General features: G+C 44.5%; 15 protein-coding genes. 6 read left to right on the forward strand and 9 right to left on the reverse strand.

Annotated features, from left to right (window positions below; all coding sequences use genetic code 11):
• Positions 1-89: 89 nt before the first annotated feature.
• From AC5W2J_RS07695 to AC5W2J_RS07705, 3 genes are all read right to left on the reverse strand, one after another.
• Positions 90-1,580, reverse strand: coding sequence for a coproporphyrinogen III oxidase (locus tag AC5W2J_RS07695; RefSeq protein ID WP_496058954.1), 1,491 nt, complete (start codon positions 1,578-1,580; stop codon positions 90-92).
• A gap of 102 nt (positions 1,581-1,682) precedes the next feature.
• The gene (locus AC5W2J_RS07700) at positions 1,683-2,048 is read right to left on the reverse strand and encodes a YlbF/YmcA family competence regulator (RefSeq protein WP_496058889.1); all 366 of its coding nucleotides are present in this window, start codon (positions 2,046-2,048) and stop codon (positions 1,683-1,685) included.
• A 77-nt stretch (positions 2,049-2,125) separates the two neighbouring features.
• Positions 2,126-3,265: a DUF445 domain-containing protein gene (locus tag AC5W2J_RS07705; protein WP_496058890.1), complete on the reverse strand. Its 1,140-nt coding sequence runs from the start codon at positions 3,263-3,265 to the stop codon at positions 2,126-2,128.
• 147 nt (positions 3,266-3,412) lie between these two features.
• On the opposite strand from AC5W2J_RS07705, the gene AC5W2J_RS07710 reads away from it, so the two are divergent.
• On the forward strand, positions 3,413-3,640 hold the full coding sequence (locus AC5W2J_RS07710; protein ID WP_496058891.1) for a DUF5342 family protein: 228 nt from the start codon (positions 3,413-3,415) through the stop codon (positions 3,638-3,640).
• Between the two features lie 47 nt (positions 3,641-3,687).
• Here AC5W2J_RS07710 and AC5W2J_RS07715 read toward each other — a convergent pair whose 3' ends face one another.
• Positions 3,688-4,851 carry an iron-containing alcohol dehydrogenase gene (locus AC5W2J_RS07715; RefSeq protein ID WP_496058892.1) on the reverse strand — a complete coding sequence of 388 codons (1,164 nt, stop codon included), beginning with the start codon at positions 4,849-4,851 and terminating at the stop codon, positions 3,688-3,690.
• Positions 4,852-4,961: 110 nt separating this feature from the next.
• Positions 4,962-5,408 carry a DUF948 domain-containing protein gene (locus AC5W2J_RS07720; protein WP_496058893.1) on the reverse strand — a complete coding sequence of 149 codons (447 nt, stop codon included), beginning with the start codon at positions 5,406-5,408 and terminating at the stop codon, positions 4,962-4,964.
• Positions 5,409-6,306: 898 nt separating this feature from the next.
• On the opposite strand from AC5W2J_RS07720, the gene AC5W2J_RS07725 reads away from it, so the two are divergent.
• Entirely contained in the window at positions 6,307-7,107 is an 801-nt protein-coding gene (locus AC5W2J_RS07725; protein WP_496058894.1) for a 3D domain-containing protein, read from the forward strand.
• A 198-nt stretch (positions 7,108-7,305) separates the two neighbouring features.
• Here the strand turns inward: AC5W2J_RS07725 and AC5W2J_RS07730 are convergent, their stop codons facing one another.
• From AC5W2J_RS07730 to AC5W2J_RS07745, 4 genes are all read right to left on the reverse strand, one after another.
• Complete coding sequence (locus AC5W2J_RS07730; RefSeq protein WP_496058895.1) at positions 7,306-8,229, reverse strand: aldo/keto reductase; 924 nt, start codon at positions 8,227-8,229, stop codon at positions 7,306-7,308.
• A gap of 154 nt (positions 8,230-8,383) precedes the next feature.
• Positions 8,384-10,102, reverse strand: coding sequence for an assimilatory sulfite reductase (NADPH) hemoprotein subunit (cysI, locus tag AC5W2J_RS07735; protein ID WP_496058896.1), 1,719 nt, complete (start codon positions 10,100-10,102; stop codon positions 8,384-8,386).
• Positions 10,103-10,127: 25 nt separating this feature from the next.
• Positions 10,128-11,963: an assimilatory sulfite reductase (NADPH) flavoprotein subunit gene (locus tag AC5W2J_RS07740; RefSeq protein ID WP_496058897.1), complete on the reverse strand. Its 1,836-nt coding sequence runs from the start codon at positions 11,961-11,963 to the stop codon at positions 10,128-10,130.
• 390 nt (positions 11,964-12,353) lie between these two features.
• Positions 12,354-14,297, reverse strand: a complete 1,944-nt coding sequence (locus AC5W2J_RS07745; protein WP_496058898.1) for an AMP-binding protein — start codon at positions 14,295-14,297, stop codon at positions 12,354-12,356.
• A gap of 214 nt (positions 14,298-14,511) precedes the next feature.
• Between AC5W2J_RS07745 and AC5W2J_RS07750 the strand changes: the two genes are divergently transcribed.
• From AC5W2J_RS07750 to pdxK, 4 genes are all read left to right on the forward strand, one after another.
• Complete coding sequence (locus AC5W2J_RS07750; RefSeq protein ID WP_496058899.1) at positions 14,512-15,132, forward strand: NAD(P)-dependent oxidoreductase; 621 nt, start codon at positions 14,512-14,514, stop codon at positions 15,130-15,132.
• Positions 15,133-15,252: 120 nt separating this feature from the next.
• Entirely contained in the window at positions 15,253-15,777 is a 525-nt protein-coding gene (locus AC5W2J_RS07755) for a LemA family protein (RefSeq protein ID WP_496058900.1), read from the forward strand.
• Positions 15,778-16,125: 348 nt separating this feature from the next.
• Positions 16,126-17,358 (forward strand): aminopeptidase, encoded by a 1,233-nt coding sequence (locus tag AC5W2J_RS07760; protein ID WP_496058901.1) that lies wholly within the window; start codon positions 16,126-16,128, stop codon positions 17,356-17,358.
• Positions 17,359-17,373: 15 nt separating this feature from the next.
• Positions 17,374-18,192 (forward strand): pyridoxine/pyridoxal/pyridoxamine kinase, encoded by an 819-nt coding sequence (gene pdxK / locus AC5W2J_RS07765; RefSeq protein WP_496058902.1) that lies wholly within the window; start codon positions 17,374-17,376, stop codon positions 18,190-18,192.
• The last annotated feature ends 55 nt before the right edge of the window (positions 18,193-18,247 follow it).

Below are 18,247 nucleotides of genomic sequence, written 5' to 3' on the forward strand. Positions count from 1 at the left end.
GATAAAGCTTAAGAAATAATTGTCCTATGTCTACTGAATTTTATAATAAAAATATAAAGACTGTCCCTTTTGAAAAGGAACAGTCTTTTTTATGCTTTCTGGGAAGTAGGAAACAGCCCGGAAAGGGTATCTAATTTCTTCGACGTGTATTCTCCGTAGGACTGAATATAGGAAATCGGGTCTTTCGGGTTGGCAAATCGCGTGATGCGTCCGGTTTCCGGATCCACCCATTTGCTTGCCGCGCCGCAGCCGAGTCCGATGATGGTCTGCAGCTCTTCCATAATAATAATATTGTACAGGCTCTCTTTTCCTTTAAAGGAATACCCGACGTTTTCCAGGTTGCCCAGGATATTCTTCTGCCGGTACAAGTAGTACGGCTCGTAGCTGTGCTCAGCCATCCACTGCGAAGACAGATTCATCATCTGCTCCACTTCCGCCGGCTCCGCTACTTTGTATTTGTTTTTCTGGCGCGTCATTTCCGATGCTTTTTTAAAGGAAAGCGTATGAACGGTCACAGATTCCGGCAGCAGCTTTTCTGTCTCTGCGAGGCTGTGGGCCATCTCTTCCATGCCTTCATTCGGAAGGCCGATAATTAAGTCCATATTAATATTATTCATGCCGTGGACTTTAGCCAGTTTATATTTATCAATCGTCTCTTCCACCGAATGATGGCGGCCGATCGCTTTAAGCGTTTCATTAGTAAAAGACTGCGGATTAATGCTGATCCGGTCAATGTTCCATTTTTTTAATACGTCCAGTTTTTCCGGAGTGATCGTGTCCGGCCGGCCCGCTTCTACCGTAATTTCCCTAATGTTCTCAATATCCGGGATTACTTCATACATATGGCCATACAATGCATCCATCTCTTCGGCAGAAATGCTTGTTGGCGTACCGCCGCCAAAATAAATCGTGTCGACCGGTACATTATTCTCCTTAAGCCATCTGCCCGTTTCCTCCATTTCATAATGAAGTCCTTCCAGAAAGGTAACAACCGATCCGTTTCGGCCATTCATCGCATAGGCGGGAAAGGTACAGTACGCACATTTTGTCGGACAAAACGGAATGCCTATATAAATACTGACGCCTTTGGAAAGCTCATAAATATCCGGGAGCACTTCCTGCTGCTTGAGCGCAATATTGGTTAAAAGCTCCGCCTTCTCCAGCGTAACGATATAGTCTTTTAACAGCCAGTGCTTAATATCTTCCGGTCCCGCTCCCCCCTGATGCCACTGATGCCAGAGTTTGGTAGGCCGCATTCCGGTTAACAGTCCCCACGGCTGTTCGGTGCAGTACCAATTATTTAAAAGCTGAACCGTCACATGAAGCTTTCTTCGTTTCATTTCTTTACTGTCGGGAGCCTCCTGCGTGAAAGCAGACGATGGATAATAAGTATAGGAGGCCTCTGTGCCTTCCCCGCTGAGGGTTCCTCTCATCTGATTCCGTCCCGAAGAAAAAGACAGCGTCATCGCCGTATCTTCATTCTGCTCTTCAGTCACCTTGAGCTGTTTGCCGTAAAGATCTACGGTGTGTTGGAAATTCTGTTTTTCTTTTTCTTCCACACCTTTAATATATAGTAGCACCATACTGTTCTGCTCCTTTGTTAACCAATTTGCCCGGCATGGTTGTAATGTCTGATTTTTTATTTGAAAAAAACCCCTCCGAAAAGGGGTTTTTCTTTCATACTATTGAACGTTTTCTGGATCGTCCGGGTTTCCGTAAAGCTCTTCCAACGGCTCTGTAATAATTTTGTTTACATCTCCGATGACTGTGCTTACTTTCTGCTCCTGCTCCATCAACAATGAGATAACCTCATGCTGCTGAACCATTTCAAACTGCTTTTGAGCCTGCGTGATCTCTTCTTCAGTTGGCTGCTGGCCCTGCATCTGCTTTTGCTGCAGTTCAAGCTGAACGTTTCTGAAGTTATCAAGCATACGCTTGGCTACTTCATCTTCTTCTACCTGAACATGAAGATTTTTAAGCTGTTGAAATTCGTCACTATCACGCAAAGAACGGGATAGTTCGTGTGCTTTATCATAAACATTTGACATAACTAATGACCTCCTTTAAAACAATCTTGTACGAGCATAACAGAATCACCTGGGAAATTCACGCATTTCGCCTACATTTATGAAAAAAATAACACGAATAATCCCTGAAATGCACCTATAAACCCGCCAAGCAGGGCTCCCAGATACGTAATCATTTTAAATTCTTTTCCCGATATAGACAGCACCATTGCTTCGAGGCGGCCGACCGAGAAGGTATCAACCCGCTCCCGGATCACATCTTCAAGCTCCAGGTAATCAAATACGCTCAGCAGTTTGTTGGATAATACCGGCTGAATCTGATTCCACAGATCTGGAATCCATTGGTTAATGATCTGCTCTTCATAGGAAGGCCCCCATTCTGCTATCGGCACCTCGAGTCGATCCAGCACGGTCAGCTCACGATTTAACGCTTTGACTGTATAGCGCGCCACCGATTTCGTATTCATCTGGGCTCCTGCCTTCCAAACAGGCTGGTCGAGCAGCTTTTCCCATTCTTTAATAATAAACCCTTTGAAAAACACGGCCGAAGAAGGATCCCGGAAAAACCGGACCAGTTCCGGCTGAAGTTTATCGAGGATTTTATCATTGCCAAACATGGAACTGAGGAAGTTAAATACCGATCCTTTTCCCTGCAGAAATTTCTCAAGCAGCGTTTCCAGCTGCACTCTTCCCGCATCGCTTTCAAAATAACGGGCGCCTTTATCTGCAATTCTGGCGGCAAACGAATCAAAGTAGGACTCCGCTGAAATCTTCCACTCCGGCGGCAGCATCTCATCAATTGACTTCTCCTGGTTGTCATAAATAAACATCTGCAGCTTTTTATCTATCCATTCTTCCGAATAAACAGCCATTTTCCCGCGGGGATCGGTGACTCCGGCGTATTGTTCTAATACGTCCGCGACCGAACGTTCCGAATGCAGCCACCCTTTCGCTTCACGCTGGACAATGCTGATAACCTGCTTTTGAAATCCACTCTCATTGAATTTATCCTGCATGCCTTCCGGGGTCAGAAGATGATCAACCACCATCCGTCCCATCTGCTCGGCCATGTCTTTTCTTCGTTTTGGAATCAATCCCGGTGTAAATGGCACCCGCCAGCTTTTTATATATACAGCCTGATACGGCCGAAACAACATCTTTATTGCCAGGGAGTTGGTAAATCCACCGATGACCGCTCCCATGATAATCATAATAATTAGTAATAGTACTGCATTCATATTTTGTATCTCCTTTGTTTCACTCGCATTACGGGTCAATCATACTTTACCAATCCGCTGCTTTCCAGGCAAGCAATTGCTGTGTATTATGGCGCTGAAAAAGAATATGCTACCATACTAGTATAACGCAGCAAAGGAGAGATACGAATGATCAGCCACTTTCAATGGAAAGAAATAAAAAACAACTGGATTAACCGTGAATGGGCCGTCTCCTTCTATTATAAGGGAGAACACATTAACGGAGCGTATTTTAAAGACGGCAGTATCGATCTTCCCCTCGATTCTTTTCCCCTGGAAGAACAGGATCGAATAAAATCGCAGATTCATGACCTGATGCTGTACCACGTATATGAGGATCACCATCCCGAAATGTAAAAAAGCCCTCCGTACGGCTCTGCCGTTTGGAGGGCTTTTCTGCTGTATTATAAGGAAGCCTGCAGAATAGCTTTTACATCATCCTGCTGAAGGGATTTAAAATTACCAAATTCACCGTTAATCATTGCTTTACCGGTGATAACATCCAGCTTGGAGTCATCAATATCATAGTAGGATAACCGCTCCGGTGCTCCGATACTGCTCCAGAATTCACGAAGCTTTTGAATACCTTCCATAGCAGTCTCTTCATCCGTTTTACCGGATGGGTCTACATCGAATACCCTGACGGCAAGCTGGCTGAACCTGGCGGGATTAACCTGTACATTATGCTTCATCCAGTTGGGGAACAAAATAGCCAGTCCTCCCGCATGTGGAATGTCGTACACGGCAGAAACGGCATGCTCTATATTGTGCGACGCCCAGTCTCCGTTGTAGCCCATCTGCAGCATACCGTTCAGCGCTATCGTACCGGAATAAAGAATGGTTTCGCGGTGCTCATAGCTCTGCAGATCTTTCATTAACTGCGGTGCTGCCTCTTTCACTGTTATGAGGACAGATTCACACATTCTGTCCTGAAGCGGCGTATGCGACGCATTATTGAAATACTGCTCCATAACATGCGTCATCATATCTACAATGCCGTATACGGTCTGATCTTCCGGTACGCTCTTTGTGTAAGTCGGATCGAGTATCGAGAAATCAGGGAACACAGCCGGGCTGCCCCATCCATACTTTTCCTGGGTTTCCCAGTTGGTAATAACGGAGCCTGCATTCATTTCTGAGCCTGTCGCAGCAAGCGTCAGAACAGTACCGAATGGAAGAGCTTCTTTAGCGTAGGCTTTCTTTGTTACAAGATCCCAGGCCGGGCCATCATATTTTGTACCGGCTGCAATCAGCTTCGTACAGTCAATAACACTTCCTCCGCCGGCGGCAAGAAGGACATCTATGCCTTCCCGTTTGCAGATCTCAATCCCTTTTTCAGCTGTTGTGAGCTTCGGATTTGGCTCTACTCCGGATAATTCGAAAATTTCAGCGCTCATTTGATGCAGCTCTTGAACAATTTCATCGTACAAACCGCTTTTCTTTATACTTCCTCCGCCATATACAAGCAGCACCTTTTTTCCATGCTTAGGCAGCTCGGTCTGCAGCTTCTCCAGCTGGTTCTTGCCAAAAATTAATTTAGTTGGGTTGTAAAAAGAAAAATTATTCATAAAATCCTCCTCTAAGTTAGTAAGACTTACTTATTATAACCAGCATTACCTGAAAAAAGACAGGAAGCAGACTTCCTGTCTTTACTAAACCGGCAAAAGAAGCAGGGTAATTATTCTGCTGATGTGGAAAGACCGGCTTTTAATGCATCTCTTTTTTGGAACAAATAGTAGCCTGCCAATGCAGATTCATAAACCGCGCCTAGATTGTTTCTTGATTCTACATCTGTTCCCTGAGCACTTCCGCCTTTTAAAGACATGGTCATATCTACTAAAGAGGAAGATTCATTTCTGGCTCTTTCACCAGCGTTTGCCACAATATAAACGATCGGGGCATACGAGGCAATCTGCTTGTTTACTTCTGTTAATGCATCATTAGCCTGGTTGAAAATGTCATTAACCTGCGCCCCGCCCTGTTCAACCTGTTCAGGCAGCTTATTCACACTTTCGTTAATGCCTTTCAAAGTCGATGCCACATTCAGCAGTACTTTCATAAGTACTAAAACTAAAATAGCAAAGACAATACCAACTATTAATACGATAATTCCTGCTATATTCATTGCTCATTCCTCCTTTATGTATTTTTATATACTCTATTATATGTACCACCAAACAGGGGCGGATAAAACACTAATCTGCTCCGGTACATTTATATAGAAGAAAAACGACCCTGTTCCAGCGATTGAGCGCTGAGACAGAGCCGTTTTTATTTTGCTTTCCCTGTAAAAGGAAAAGCTTCCGTTCACTAAAGTAACCTCTCCGTGTGCAGAAGTCCCCCGACTGCTCAACACGGACATAAAGAGTGGTCATTTCACCTTTTCAGGTCCCGCAACCTGTAAAAGATGATTTCATTTTCACAGATATAATAATGTAGTACGCTGCGGATAATGAAATTTGCGCATGGTCCCGCAACCTTGCAGCAAATTACAAATATGATCCGGCTGAAAGTATACCGATATACTTCATCAGGCCCGAAAAATATTCACTGCAGCGTGTTCTCTCTTATTGTACCCCGTTTCTAATGCTTTTACATCCCTCTTTTTCATTATTTCTCATATTATTTTTATATTATGTCTCTCGAGATGAAGTCCTAGCGGCAAGAGTCGTTATGCCTGCAAAACAATAGCGGAATTATTACCCTTTTATGAGTCAATACTAACAAAAAAACTCGTTTTTTTTGTAACATCAACCAATTTTTCGTCTCAAAACATGTTATTTATTGATTTTTCTAAATATATCATTACGATTACAAGATTTTTTTATTTTTTGTAAACTATCTTTGAAAAACCCTATTCTTGAGCATATAGGGAGAATAGTATGAGTCATTTATAATGATGACAGGAATTTAACATTTATTTCAGTTGTATTTCATTATCGAAAAACGTATTGTAACCTGTGCTTTTTTTAGATATATTCGAACTCGGCAAGTAACCCAAACAAAACATAAGGAGTGTTTCGATGAAATTTTCAAGTCCCCGTTTAAAAACAGGTATAGTAACAGCAGCAGTAGGTACTCTATTATTTATTTCTTCTCCCGCAGACAGTGAGGCCGCTTCAACAAATTCTTACATTCAGCAAGGGCAGTCCAATGAAGCCGTTGTAGAACTTCAGGAAGACCTTCAGAGCCTTGGATTGTATGACTACAAAGTAGATGGCATTTTTGGCTCTATTACTGCTAACGGCGTAAAAGAACTTCAGTCAAGCGCTGACATCAACGTTGATGGAGTAGTTGGACCTGACACACGCTCTGCTTTAGAAAGCTCTCTTGGATCTGGATCTGACGTTGTCGCTCCCGCAAGCACAACTAAGTCCAGCGAAGCAGAAGCTCCTAAAGAAGAAGCTCCTAAAGAAGAAGCTCCTAAAAAAGAAGAAGCACCTTCCGAGTCCACTTCAAGTGAATCCGCTCCTAAAGAAAAAGAAGCTGTAGCATCAGCTAATACTTCTTCTGAGCAGACTTCTTCTCCTGAAGGCCAGTCTATGACTATGGAAGCTACTGCTTACACTGCAGGCTGCGCAGGATGCTCCGGTATTACTGCTAACGGCACAGACCTTCGTAACAGCCCTAACAAAAAAGTTATCGCTGTAGATCCTAGCGTTATCCCACTTGGTTCTAAAGTACACGTTGAAGGCTACGGAACAGCTATCGCAGCTGACACCGGCGGCGCTATCAAAGGCAACCGCATTGACCTTCACGTACCAACTAAGTCTGATGCATTTTCATTCGGCCGTCAGAGCGTTAAGGTAACAGTATTGAACTAATAAAGATTTAGATAAAAAGCACCAGCCTCCCGGGAGGCTGGTGCTTTTTTTAGATTGTTTTGCAAAGTCGGTTCACCTATGGCTGGTCTGTCGAACACATCTACCGATATCACTTTTTTGAATAGCATACGTATTTATTGTCTTCTTCAATAGCTTGAAAAAAGCACCAGCCTCCTGAGAGACTGATGCTTTTTCTCATTATGGCAGTTCATTTCCTGCAGCCAGATAGATATCGTACCATTCCTGTCTCGTAAGCATGACCTCTGAGGCCTCCGCTATGCCGGTGAGACGTTCTGTATTCATCGTGCCCGCAATCGTCTGTATTTGCGCCGGATGTCTTAAAATCCAAGCTACAGCCGCAGCTGACGGAGTAATGCTGTAACGCTCTCCTATTTTCTGAAGAGTTTTGTTCAGTTCAGGAAATTTATCATTATCTACAAAGACGCCTTCCATCATCCCATATTGAAATGGAGACCATGCCTGGATGGTCATATCATGTAATCTGCTGTAATCAAGAACACTATTATCATGGGAAATAGATGCCGGATTAGTCATATTTACATTCAGTCCCGCATCGATGATGCCCGAATGCATAATACTAAACTGAAGCTGATTTGCAATTAAATCCTGTTTTACATATTTTTTTAATAGTTCAATCTGCATCGGATTTTGATTACTCACGCCGAAATAGTTTACTTTTCCGCTTTGCTCCAATTCATCAAACGCCTCTGCCACTTCCTCCGGCTCCACTAAAGCGTCCGGCCGGTGCAGCATCAGAACGTCTATATAATCGGTTTTTAACCGGGTTAAACTTTGTTCTACTGACTCAATAATATGTTCTTTGGAAAAATCAAAGGAACGTCCGCGGATGCCGCATTTTGTCTGAATAATCATCTTTTCACGCAGGTCGTCCTTCATTCCTGCTGCTTCTGCAAAAACGGCGTCCGACTTCCTATCTTCATCTCCGTATATATCTGCATGATCAAAAAAATTAATCCCCGCTTCCATTGCGTTCTTGATCACTTTTTCTGCATCATGTATGGACAATTCTTTCATGCGCATACATCCTAAACCGATGTTAGGTACTTCCAGGCTGCTCGTTCCAAGATTAAATCGTTTCATTCATAAAAACCCCTTTGTCATTTACCTGCCGTTTGTCTTATTCCCTTTAACCGAAAAATCAACCCTCTCTTAAAAAGGGCTGCCGTTATGCAGAACGCCCTCACCAGTTAGCGGTAAGGGCGTTCCTGTTTAATAAATATTCCGCTGTTGCATGTTACCGGTGAAAATCCGTACCGGAAGTTACTTCTTCCACATATCCGGCGCGAATAACAAAATCGCCGAAATGTTCGTTGTCTTCACGCTCTTTGGCATACTGTTCAAACAGTGGACGAAGACTATCCAGAATTTCTTCTTCGCCGATATTTTCTTTATACATTTTGCTCAGACGTTCTCCGGAAAAGCCCGCGCCGAGATACATATTATATTTTCCCGGTGCTTTTCCGATAAAGCCGATTTCTCCAAGGGCTGCCCGTGAACAGCCGTTAGGACAGCCGGCCATACGGATAATGATTTCTTTTTCACTGAGGCCGGACTGATCAAGCAGTTCTTCGAGCTTATCCACCAATGAAGGCAGGTAGCGCTCTGATTCAGCCATTGCCAGTCCACACGTAGGAAACGCTACACACGCCATCGAGTTTCTGCGCAGGGCGGACTGATTCTCCCCGTCTGTCAAACCGTATTTTTCTACGATTTCCAGCACTTTCTTTTTCTTTTGGGTGGTAATGTTGCTGATAATTAAATTTTGGTTGGCACTCAGCCTGAATTCTCCTGCCCGAAGCTCGGCAATTTCCCGGAGTCCTGTCATTAACTTATAGTCTTCGGTATCTTTAATACGGCCATTTTGAATAAATAAATTCAAATGCCATCTGCCATTATGGCCTTTGCTCCAGCCATAACGATCTCCGCTGCTTTCAAATTCGTAAGAACGGGCTTCTTCGAGTTCCCAGCCGAGACGGTGGTGAAGCTCTTCTACGATGTTTTCCAGCCCGAGGCGGTCAATTGTATATTTAAACCGTGCATATTTTCTTACGCTTCTGTCGCCGTAATCCCTTTGAATCGTGATTACTTTCTCGGCGAGATCAACAACCTTTTCCGGCGTACAGAAACCAACGACTCTTCCAAGCTGCGGATACGTTGCTGTATCGCCGTGTGTCATTCCCATGCCGCCGCCTAAAGCAACATTAAAGCCGGCAAGCGCGCCGTTTTCAATGACGGCAATCAGGCCGATATCCTGCGAAAAGACGTCTACATCGTTTGATGGTGGAACTGCAATTCCGATTTTAAACTTACGGGGAAGATATGTTTCGCCATACATAGGCTCTGCATTTTCTTCTGAATCACTGTCCATAATTTTTTCTTCATCCAGCCACATTTCATAATACGCCCTGGTTTTTGGAAGCAGATCATCACTCAGGCGTTTGGACCATTCATACACTTCCTCGTGAACCTGGGACTGAAATGGATTCGGGGTGCACATTACATTTCTGTTCACGTCTCCACAGGCTGCCACCGTATCCATTAATGATTCATTAATCGACTGGATCGTTTTTTTCATGTTCCACTTTAAAATGCCATGAATCTGAAACGTCTGACGTGTTGTCAGCTTAAGAGTCTCATTTCCATATTGATAGGCAAGCTTATCCATCATCAGCCACTGCTCAGGTGTCGCTACTCCACCAGGCAGGCGGACCCGGAGCATAAATTGATATGCCGCTTCCAGTTTTGAACGCTGGCGCTCTTTTCGAAGATCACGGTCATCCTGAAGATAACTGCCGTGAAATTTCATCAGGCGGTTGTCATCGTCTGGAATCCCTGCACTGATTCTGTCCTCCAGCGTTTCTACGAGCGTTCCGCGCAGGTAATTACTTTCGGTCTTTATTCGTTCTACATCACTCGGCGGACCATCAACCGGAGCTAATTTATTGTTAGCCATGAATTATAACTCTCCTTTATATGCCTTAATACACGTCACGCTGGTATCTTTTTTGCTGCTGCATTTCTGCAACATATTCATCGGCCTGCATTTCACTCATGCCGCCTTCCTGCTTAAGAATCTGCAGAAGGGTCTGATGAACGTCGTGAGCCATGTTTTTTTCGTCTCCACAAATATATAACACTGCACCCTGGTCTATCCACTCATAGAACTCTTTACTTTTTTCAAGCATACGGTGCTGCACATAGATTTTCTCCTCTGTATCGCGGGAAAAAGCTACATCCATTTTGGCAAGCGTGCCGTTTTTCAGCCATTTCTGCCAGTCGGTCTGGTAGAGGAAATCACTGACAAAATACTGTTCGCCAAAAAACATCCAGCTGTTTCCTTCGATGCCCAGCTCTTCCCGCTCTTCCATAAAGGAACGAAACGGAGCAGCTCCTGTACCGGGTCCTACCATTATGATAGGTGTATCGGTGCTTTCCGGAAGCTTGAAATTCGGATTGCGCTGAACATACACAGAAAATTCATCGCCCAGGTCGGAGCGCTCGGCCGTCTGGCCGGAGCAGACCCCGGTGCGGTCTCTGCCGTGAGAATCGTAGCAGACTTTACCAATCGTTAAATGCACTTCCTCCGGATTTGCAGAAGGACCGCTTGCGATCGAATACAGACGCGGCGGAATTTTACGCAGAATAGCTGCAAATTCCGAAGCTGACGCCTCCCATGGTGCAAAATCACGAAGCAGGTCAAGAAGATCCCTGCCGTAAATATACTCTTTCAGCTTGCTTTCGTTCCCTTCCTGCGTAAGTTTCTGCAGTTCAGGATTGCTGGAAAGGCCGGCAATTTTTTCTACCATCGGCTTTGTAAGCACTGTAATTTCGTAATAAGTAATAAGCGCATCCCGGAGCGAACTGACTTTTCCCTGCTTGTTCAGCTGAATGGTTTCATCCGGATTCCATCCCATTTCCTGTATAACCTGATCGGCAAGCACCGGATCATTTTCAGGGAAAATACCGAGGCTGTCGCCGGGTTCATATTCAAGATTGGACCCCTCAAGCGACAGCTCAAGATGGCGGGTTTCTTTATTGGACCCGCGGCCGTTTAAATTCAGGCTTTCAAGAAGCTCTGCTTTAAATGGATTTGTGCGGGAATAGGCTGTCTGCTCCGTTCCAGCAGGACTTTCCTGAGTTTGTACAGCTGTCGGCTCAGATGCTGCCGCCTGGTTTTCATTCAAAGCGGTGATGACACCTTCCATCCACTCGGCGGCCTGTTCATCAAAATCAACATCACAGTCTACACGCTCAATAAGCTGCTTGCCCCCAAGCTCGGCCAGTTTCGTATCAAACTCTTTTCCGGTCTGGCAGAAAAATTCATATGAGCTGTCTCCAAGAGACAGGACTGAATACTGCAGATCCTGAAGCTGAGGCGCCTTCCGTCCATTTAGAAATTCATAGAAGGAAACGGCGTTATCAGGCGGATCGCCTTCTCCATGCGTACTTACAATCACAAGAAGATTTTTCACTTTTTTCAACGTGTTGGCTTTAAAGTCATTCATTGAAGAAAGTGTAACTTCATATTGCTGGTTTTCTAATTTTTTAGACATTTCTTCTGCTAAAGATTGTCCATTTCCTGTCTGGGAACCAAATAAGATGGTTACTTCTTTGGAGACCGGCTCTGCTGCAGGCGCAGGGGCCTGGGATGTCTGCGGCGCTTCCGCTGCTGCCGTTCCCGCTGATGCTGATTGGGAAGCGGCCAGATATCCGCTCAGCCACGTTTTCTGTTCTTCCGTAAGTGATGGAAGAACTTTGTTTAAAAGCTCTGTTTGTTCTTGGTTAAAAGGACTATTTATTACCTGAAGCTGCAAAGAGATCCACCTCACAAAGATATTTTTATATGTTAACTGCTTTTCTATAATAAACAGCAGCGACACTCATTATAACAATTTTCAATAAACAACGGACAAAGTATCTGATTTTTCTGCAGGATGTTTTCCTTTTGACAAACGGCTTCCAGAAAAAATAAAGACTCTTTACATAGAAAGAGCCTTCTTGCACAGGCATCTATTCTCTTTATTTATCAGCAAACTGTTTTTCTAATAAAACACATTGGTTATATCGGAATTAAGATAATTATACTAAATAGTACGGAAAATTCAAGGTCTAGGAAGAAAGTTTATCGGAGGGAAATACGAAATCATCATAATTGTCACGAGAAAACCGGCAGCTTCTAAAAAAGAAACTGCCGGCCCCAATGTTTACATTTCTGCTGCTTTTTCTTTAATGTCTTCAAGGGACTGCGGATTTTCAAGAGCGGATAAATCACCTGTTTCTTCATTTAAGAAGGCGGACCGAACCGCTCTTCTCATTACTTTGCCGTTTCTCGTTTTCGGAAGGTCCTCCACGATGAAAATGGCTGAAGGCACAAGTGACCTTCCCATGCTGCTCTCGCAGCGCTTTCCCGCCTCTTCAGTAATTCTTTTATCCGGGAGGTTGCCTTTATTTAATACGATAAAACAAACGAGCGCTTCGCCTTTCTGCTCATCAGGGACACCGATAGCAGCCGCTTCTTTGACCGCATAATGTTCCACGAGAATAGATTCTACTTCACCCGGCCCTACTCTTTTACCGGCAATTGTCATCACATCGTCCGATCTTCCTGTGATAGTCCAGTAGCCCTCTTCCGTTTTCACAGCCCAATCTCCATGTACCCAAATATCTTTCCACCTTTTCCAGTAAGCTTCTTCATATCTTTTTGGTTCTTTCCAAAATCCGGCGGTCATGCCAACCCATGGCTTTTTGACGACAAGCTCTCCTACCTCATCTACCACAGATTGTCCATCGTCATTAAATACATCCGCTGCCATCCCGGGAATGGCACTGTTAAATGTGGCCGGACCAATCGGCTTTACTAACAAATTACCTAATATACCGCCTGATGTTTCTGTGCCCCCGGAGTAATTAATAATAGGAACTCTGCTTCTGCCGGCAGTCCGGAACAGCCATTTCCATGGTTCCGGGTTCCATGGCTCTCCGGTGGATCCTATCACTCTAAGAGAGGACAGGTCTTTTCTTTCTGTCCATTCTTTTCCATGCTGCATTAAAGAACGAATGAGCGTTGGTGAGACTCCTAAATGGCTAATACCCGCTGACTCTGTCAATTTCCACAATCGATCCGGTTCCGGATAATCAGGAGCTCCTTCATACATCATTACACAGGCGCCATTTAGTAAAGCACCGTACACAAGAAACGGCCCCATCATCCACCCCATATCTGTGTACCAGCAGAAGGTATCTCCTTTTTTCACATCCATGCAGATTCCTGCATCAAAAGCCGCTTTTATAGGAAAACCTCCATGGGTGTGCACGGTACCTTTAGGCTTTCCGGTAGTGCCCGACGTATACAGGAGCATAAATGGCTCGTCGCTTTTCGCTTTGTGAACTTTCTCAAGCGGGGGATGATTCATTATTTCTTTCCAGGTTATATCTATCGTATCCCTGGTTTCTATTTCGCCTTCCCGTTCTACGATGATCAATGTTTTCCCGAATTCGGATAAATCAATGGCCCGGTCCGCCTCTTTTTTCATCAAAACCGGACGGCCTTTTCTCGTATAGCCGGAGGCGGCGATCAATACCGTGGAACCGGCAGCATCCATTCTTGCCGCTACAGCGTCTGCCCCGTATCCGGAAAAAACAGGGGAAAAAACAGCACCTATCTGCGACAGTGCCATCATGGAAATGACGGTTTCGGGAATCATCGGCATATACAGAGTAACGACATCGCCTTTGTTTATTCCCGTTTGTTTAAATCCATTTGCTGCGCGCTTAATATCGGTCGTCAGCTCCTCAAATGTATACTGTTCCTGTTCTCCGCCTTCCCCTTCCCATTTCAGGGCCGTTTCTTGTTTTACATCTTCCTTTTCAGCCCATTTGAACACAGCATTGTGGGAAGCGTTCAGCTTTCCTTTTACGTACCAGTGCGGCCATTTCCATCCGTCAGAAAGGTCCAGTGCATACCTGTAATGCTGGAACCATTCAATATCCAGCTCCTTTTCAGCCTGGCTCCAAAACCAGCTTATATCCAGAATAGACGCTTTATAAAAAGCATCGTAGTCTGTATAACCGAGTTTTCTCATCCATTTGTGCAGCCTTGTCGCTTTTATTTGAATATCTGTCGGAAACCACCAGTCTTGATTATTCACACTGCATCACCCTTTTGATAGATTGGAATAGAAAAAGACTTCATTGTATAATTTTAGTTTACCATTGTTTCCTTTCTGATTTGGTACCGTTCTCATTTATAAAAGAAGAAATATAGAATGTATATGCCTCCTATATTTTCGAGGCTTTTATGTTTCTTCTGCTCTCATCAAGGGAAAATAGAATAGTACTAAGCTGTTAGAAAGTAGGTATAGTATGAAAATCGCACTTCTTGGAGGAACCGGCAGAGTCGGCCGTTATATTCTGGATATGCTGCTAAAGGAAAATATTGAGGTCGTTATGCTCGCACGTTCACCGGAAAAAATAACCTTATCTTCTCCACTTTTAAAGATAATCAAAGGAGATGTGCTTCATAAAGAAGATGTCGAACAAACGATTCAAGGCACCGAGGCTGTCATCAGCGCTCTTGGAACAGACAAGCAGGACACGCTGCAGCGGAGCATGCCTCATATTATTCAGGCTATGGAAAAAAATAATATAAACAGGCTTCTTACGATAGGCACAGCAGGTATTCTCGATGCACGTTCAGAGCCGGGCACTTACCGCTTCGCTTCCTCTGAATCCAAACGACGGAGTACAACGGCCGCGGAGGATCATGCCAAAGTTTATGAGATGCTTGAAGCCTCAGGCCTCAATTGGACTATTATCTGCCCCACTTACCTGCCGGACGGAGAGGAACATGGCAAAATCCGTGCAGAAGAAGACTTTCTTCCCAAAGATGGCTATAAGATCACAACAGCTGATACAGCAGCTTTTACCGTTCATCTTCTTCTCCACCCTTCTTATGAGAGAAAACGGGTGGGTATTACGTATTAACGGGGAAACCACCTCCCAATATATGGCAAGTGTGTTTTTTCCCCCTTTATTCATGGTATAATAGATTAGTGCTTTTGCAGGCAGAATACTGCCGCAGGCTATAAAGGAGGTTGATGGAATGTGACCTTTTTTGGGACCGTTCTCGGAATATTTATCGTTATCGCTTTAGCAAGCTGGATAATCGGATATAATGCATTAATCAAATACTTAAACTGGGTGGAAGAATCCTGGGAGCAGGTGGAAGTGCAGATTAAACGTCAGTTCGACCTTATTCCTGAACTGGTGGATACCGCCCAGCCCTATATGCGCAATGAGCAGGCTCTTCTGGAAAAGCTGTTGGAACTTCGCAGCGGGCTTGACTCCAGGAAACAGTCCAGAACAGAGATTGTCGATGCTGACGAAGCATTATCTGCCTCCCTGCGCAGTGTATTTGATAAAAAAAAGGATAATGAAGGATTACAGGAAAATGAAGATTTTAAAAGGCTGGAAGCTCTTTTTATGGAATCCGAAGCAAAGCTTGATAAAGCAAAGCGGGTATACAACAATACCGTTACAAAATACAATATTAAAATCCAGTCCATCCCTACCCGGTTCGTAGCGGATGCTCATAATTTCCATTCCAGAGAAACTGTTCATATCCCTTAAAAGCGCTGCCGGGCAGCGCTTTTTTATTATCAATTCTGTAAAAAGAACAACATATTCCTAGTGTTATACTATTTCATAAAAACGACTGTGAGACCCTCTATAACGATATAGATTAGTACAGACAGCCTGAGACTCTGTTTCAGCTGTGATATATTTTCTGATACGATAGGGATGGATTAAAAACGCGGCCGTTGTATTTTTACAGCAGTCCTATTTTTCTATTTTTGAATACGTACAATACCTTTTGGCGATTGGAGCTGTTCCAATCGTTCTTTTTTTTGTTCATCTTATGATACAATTTTGACAGACTTTCAATATAATAATTCCAGCCGCAAAGGAGACAGCAGCATGACTGACTTTAATACGAAACTACAGAACTATGCATCTTTATCTATCAAAAAAGGAGTAAATCTTCAAAAAGGGCAGATTCTTGTTATTGCCGCTCCTATTCATGCCTATGAGTTTGTCAGGCTTTTGGCTGAAAAAGCCTATGAAGCAGGCGCTCACAACGTTCACGTGGAGTGGTCTGATGAAGAGCTTGCCAAGCTCAAGCTCGATCACGCCCCATTGGAAGCAATCAAAGAATTTCCGTGGTGGCAGTCCAAATCACGGGAGGAGCTGGCAGAGCGCGGTGCCGCATTTATTACTGTCAAGTCTTCTGATCCAGACTTATTAAAAGACGCAGATGCAGAAAAAGTAGCCGCTGCCAATAAAGCTGCCGGCGAAGCAATGAAGCAGTTTCGTAATTACATCCAGTCTGATAAAGTAAGCTGGCTTGTAACTGCTGCTCCTTCTCCGGGATGGGCCGGAAAAGTGTTCCCTGATTCCACTAAAGCAGATGCCGTACAGCAGCTGTGGGAAGCCATTTTCAAAGCCGTCCGTGCCGATCTTGATAATCCGGTTCTTGCCTGGGAAGAACACGATAAAAAACTGCAGGCTAAATCAGCTATTCTGAACAGCAAAAAATACAAGCAGCTGCATTATACAGCTCCCGGTACAGACTTAACGATTGATCTGCCGGACCATCATATCTGGGCCGGCGGCGGCGGACCGAACACAGAAGGCGTTCATTTCATCGCCAACATGCCAACCGAAGAAGTATTTACCGTGCCGCATAAAGATGGCGTAAACGGGTATGTGAAGAATACCAAGCCTTTAAATTACAGCGGTAATGTCATTGATGACTTTACAATCCATTTCAAAGATGGAAAAGTAGTTGATTTCACCGCTGGTCAAGGGGAGGCGACGCTCCGCAACCTTATTGAAACAGATGAAGGGTCCAGCCGCTTAGGAGAAGTTGCTCTTGTGCCCCACAGCTCCCCTATTTCGCAAAGCGGTATTCTTTTTTACAATACTCTTTTTGATGAAAATGCTTCAAACCATTTAGCATTGGGCAGCGCCTACGCTTTTTGTGTAGAAGGCGGAACAGAAATGAACGAGGAAGAAAAGCAGCAGGCCGGCTTAAACAGCAGCCTGACCCACGTTGACTTCATGATAGGCAGCAACAACATGAATATCGAAGGCATTCTGCCGGACGGCACAAAAGAATCTGTATTTCAACAAGGTGAATGGGCTATTTAAGAAAGGATGATAACAATGAGTTTAAATAAAGTACTCAGCATTGCAGGCTCTGATACGAGCGGCGGCGCCGGAATCCAGGCAGACCTGAAAACATTTCAGGAACTTGAGGTATACGGAATGACCGCATTAACTACAATTGTCGCACAGGACCCTGACAGGGATTGGTTTCATGCCATTTATCCTCAGGACCTCACAGCCCTGGAGGCACAGCTGCAGACTACGCTTAAAGGAATCGGCGTGGATGCGGCGAAAACAGGTATGCTTGGTTCAAAAGAAGTCATTGAGCTGGTTGCAGAAAAAGTAGAAGAGTTTAAAGTAGAAAAGCTAGTAGTCGATCCGGTTATGGTCTGTAAAGGCTCCGACGAAGCGCTCAATCCGGAGCTGGATCAATACCTGCGCGACACGCTTGTGCCTAAAGCACTCGTCGTTACACCCAACTTGTTTGAAGCCTCGTCCATTGCCGGCACAGAGCCGCTGAAAACCATTGAAGATATGAAGCAGGCGGCAGCCATTATTTACGAACAAGGACCGGCTTTTGTTATCATAAAAGGCGGCGGCGAAATCGGCGGCACCAGCTCTACAGATGTTTTTTATGATGGGAAAACATTCGAACTGCTGGAATCACCCAAAATAGATACTACGTATACCCACGGAGCCGGCTGCACTTTTTCCGCGGCCATTACAGCGGAAATTGCAAAAGGCGTTCCGGTAAGAGAAGCCATAGCGTTGGCCAAACAGTTCATTCATGCGGCTATTACAGATTCATTTCCTCTTAACAGCTATGTTGGACCCGTGAACCATACAGCATACCGACACCATTCTGCCAGAAAATAAAAAGCAGAAAAACTTTCTTTCCCCCGTCGAAACCGTCCGGTTTCAACGGGGGATT

Source organism: Sinobaca sp. SA16-1 (assembly GCF_059510515.1).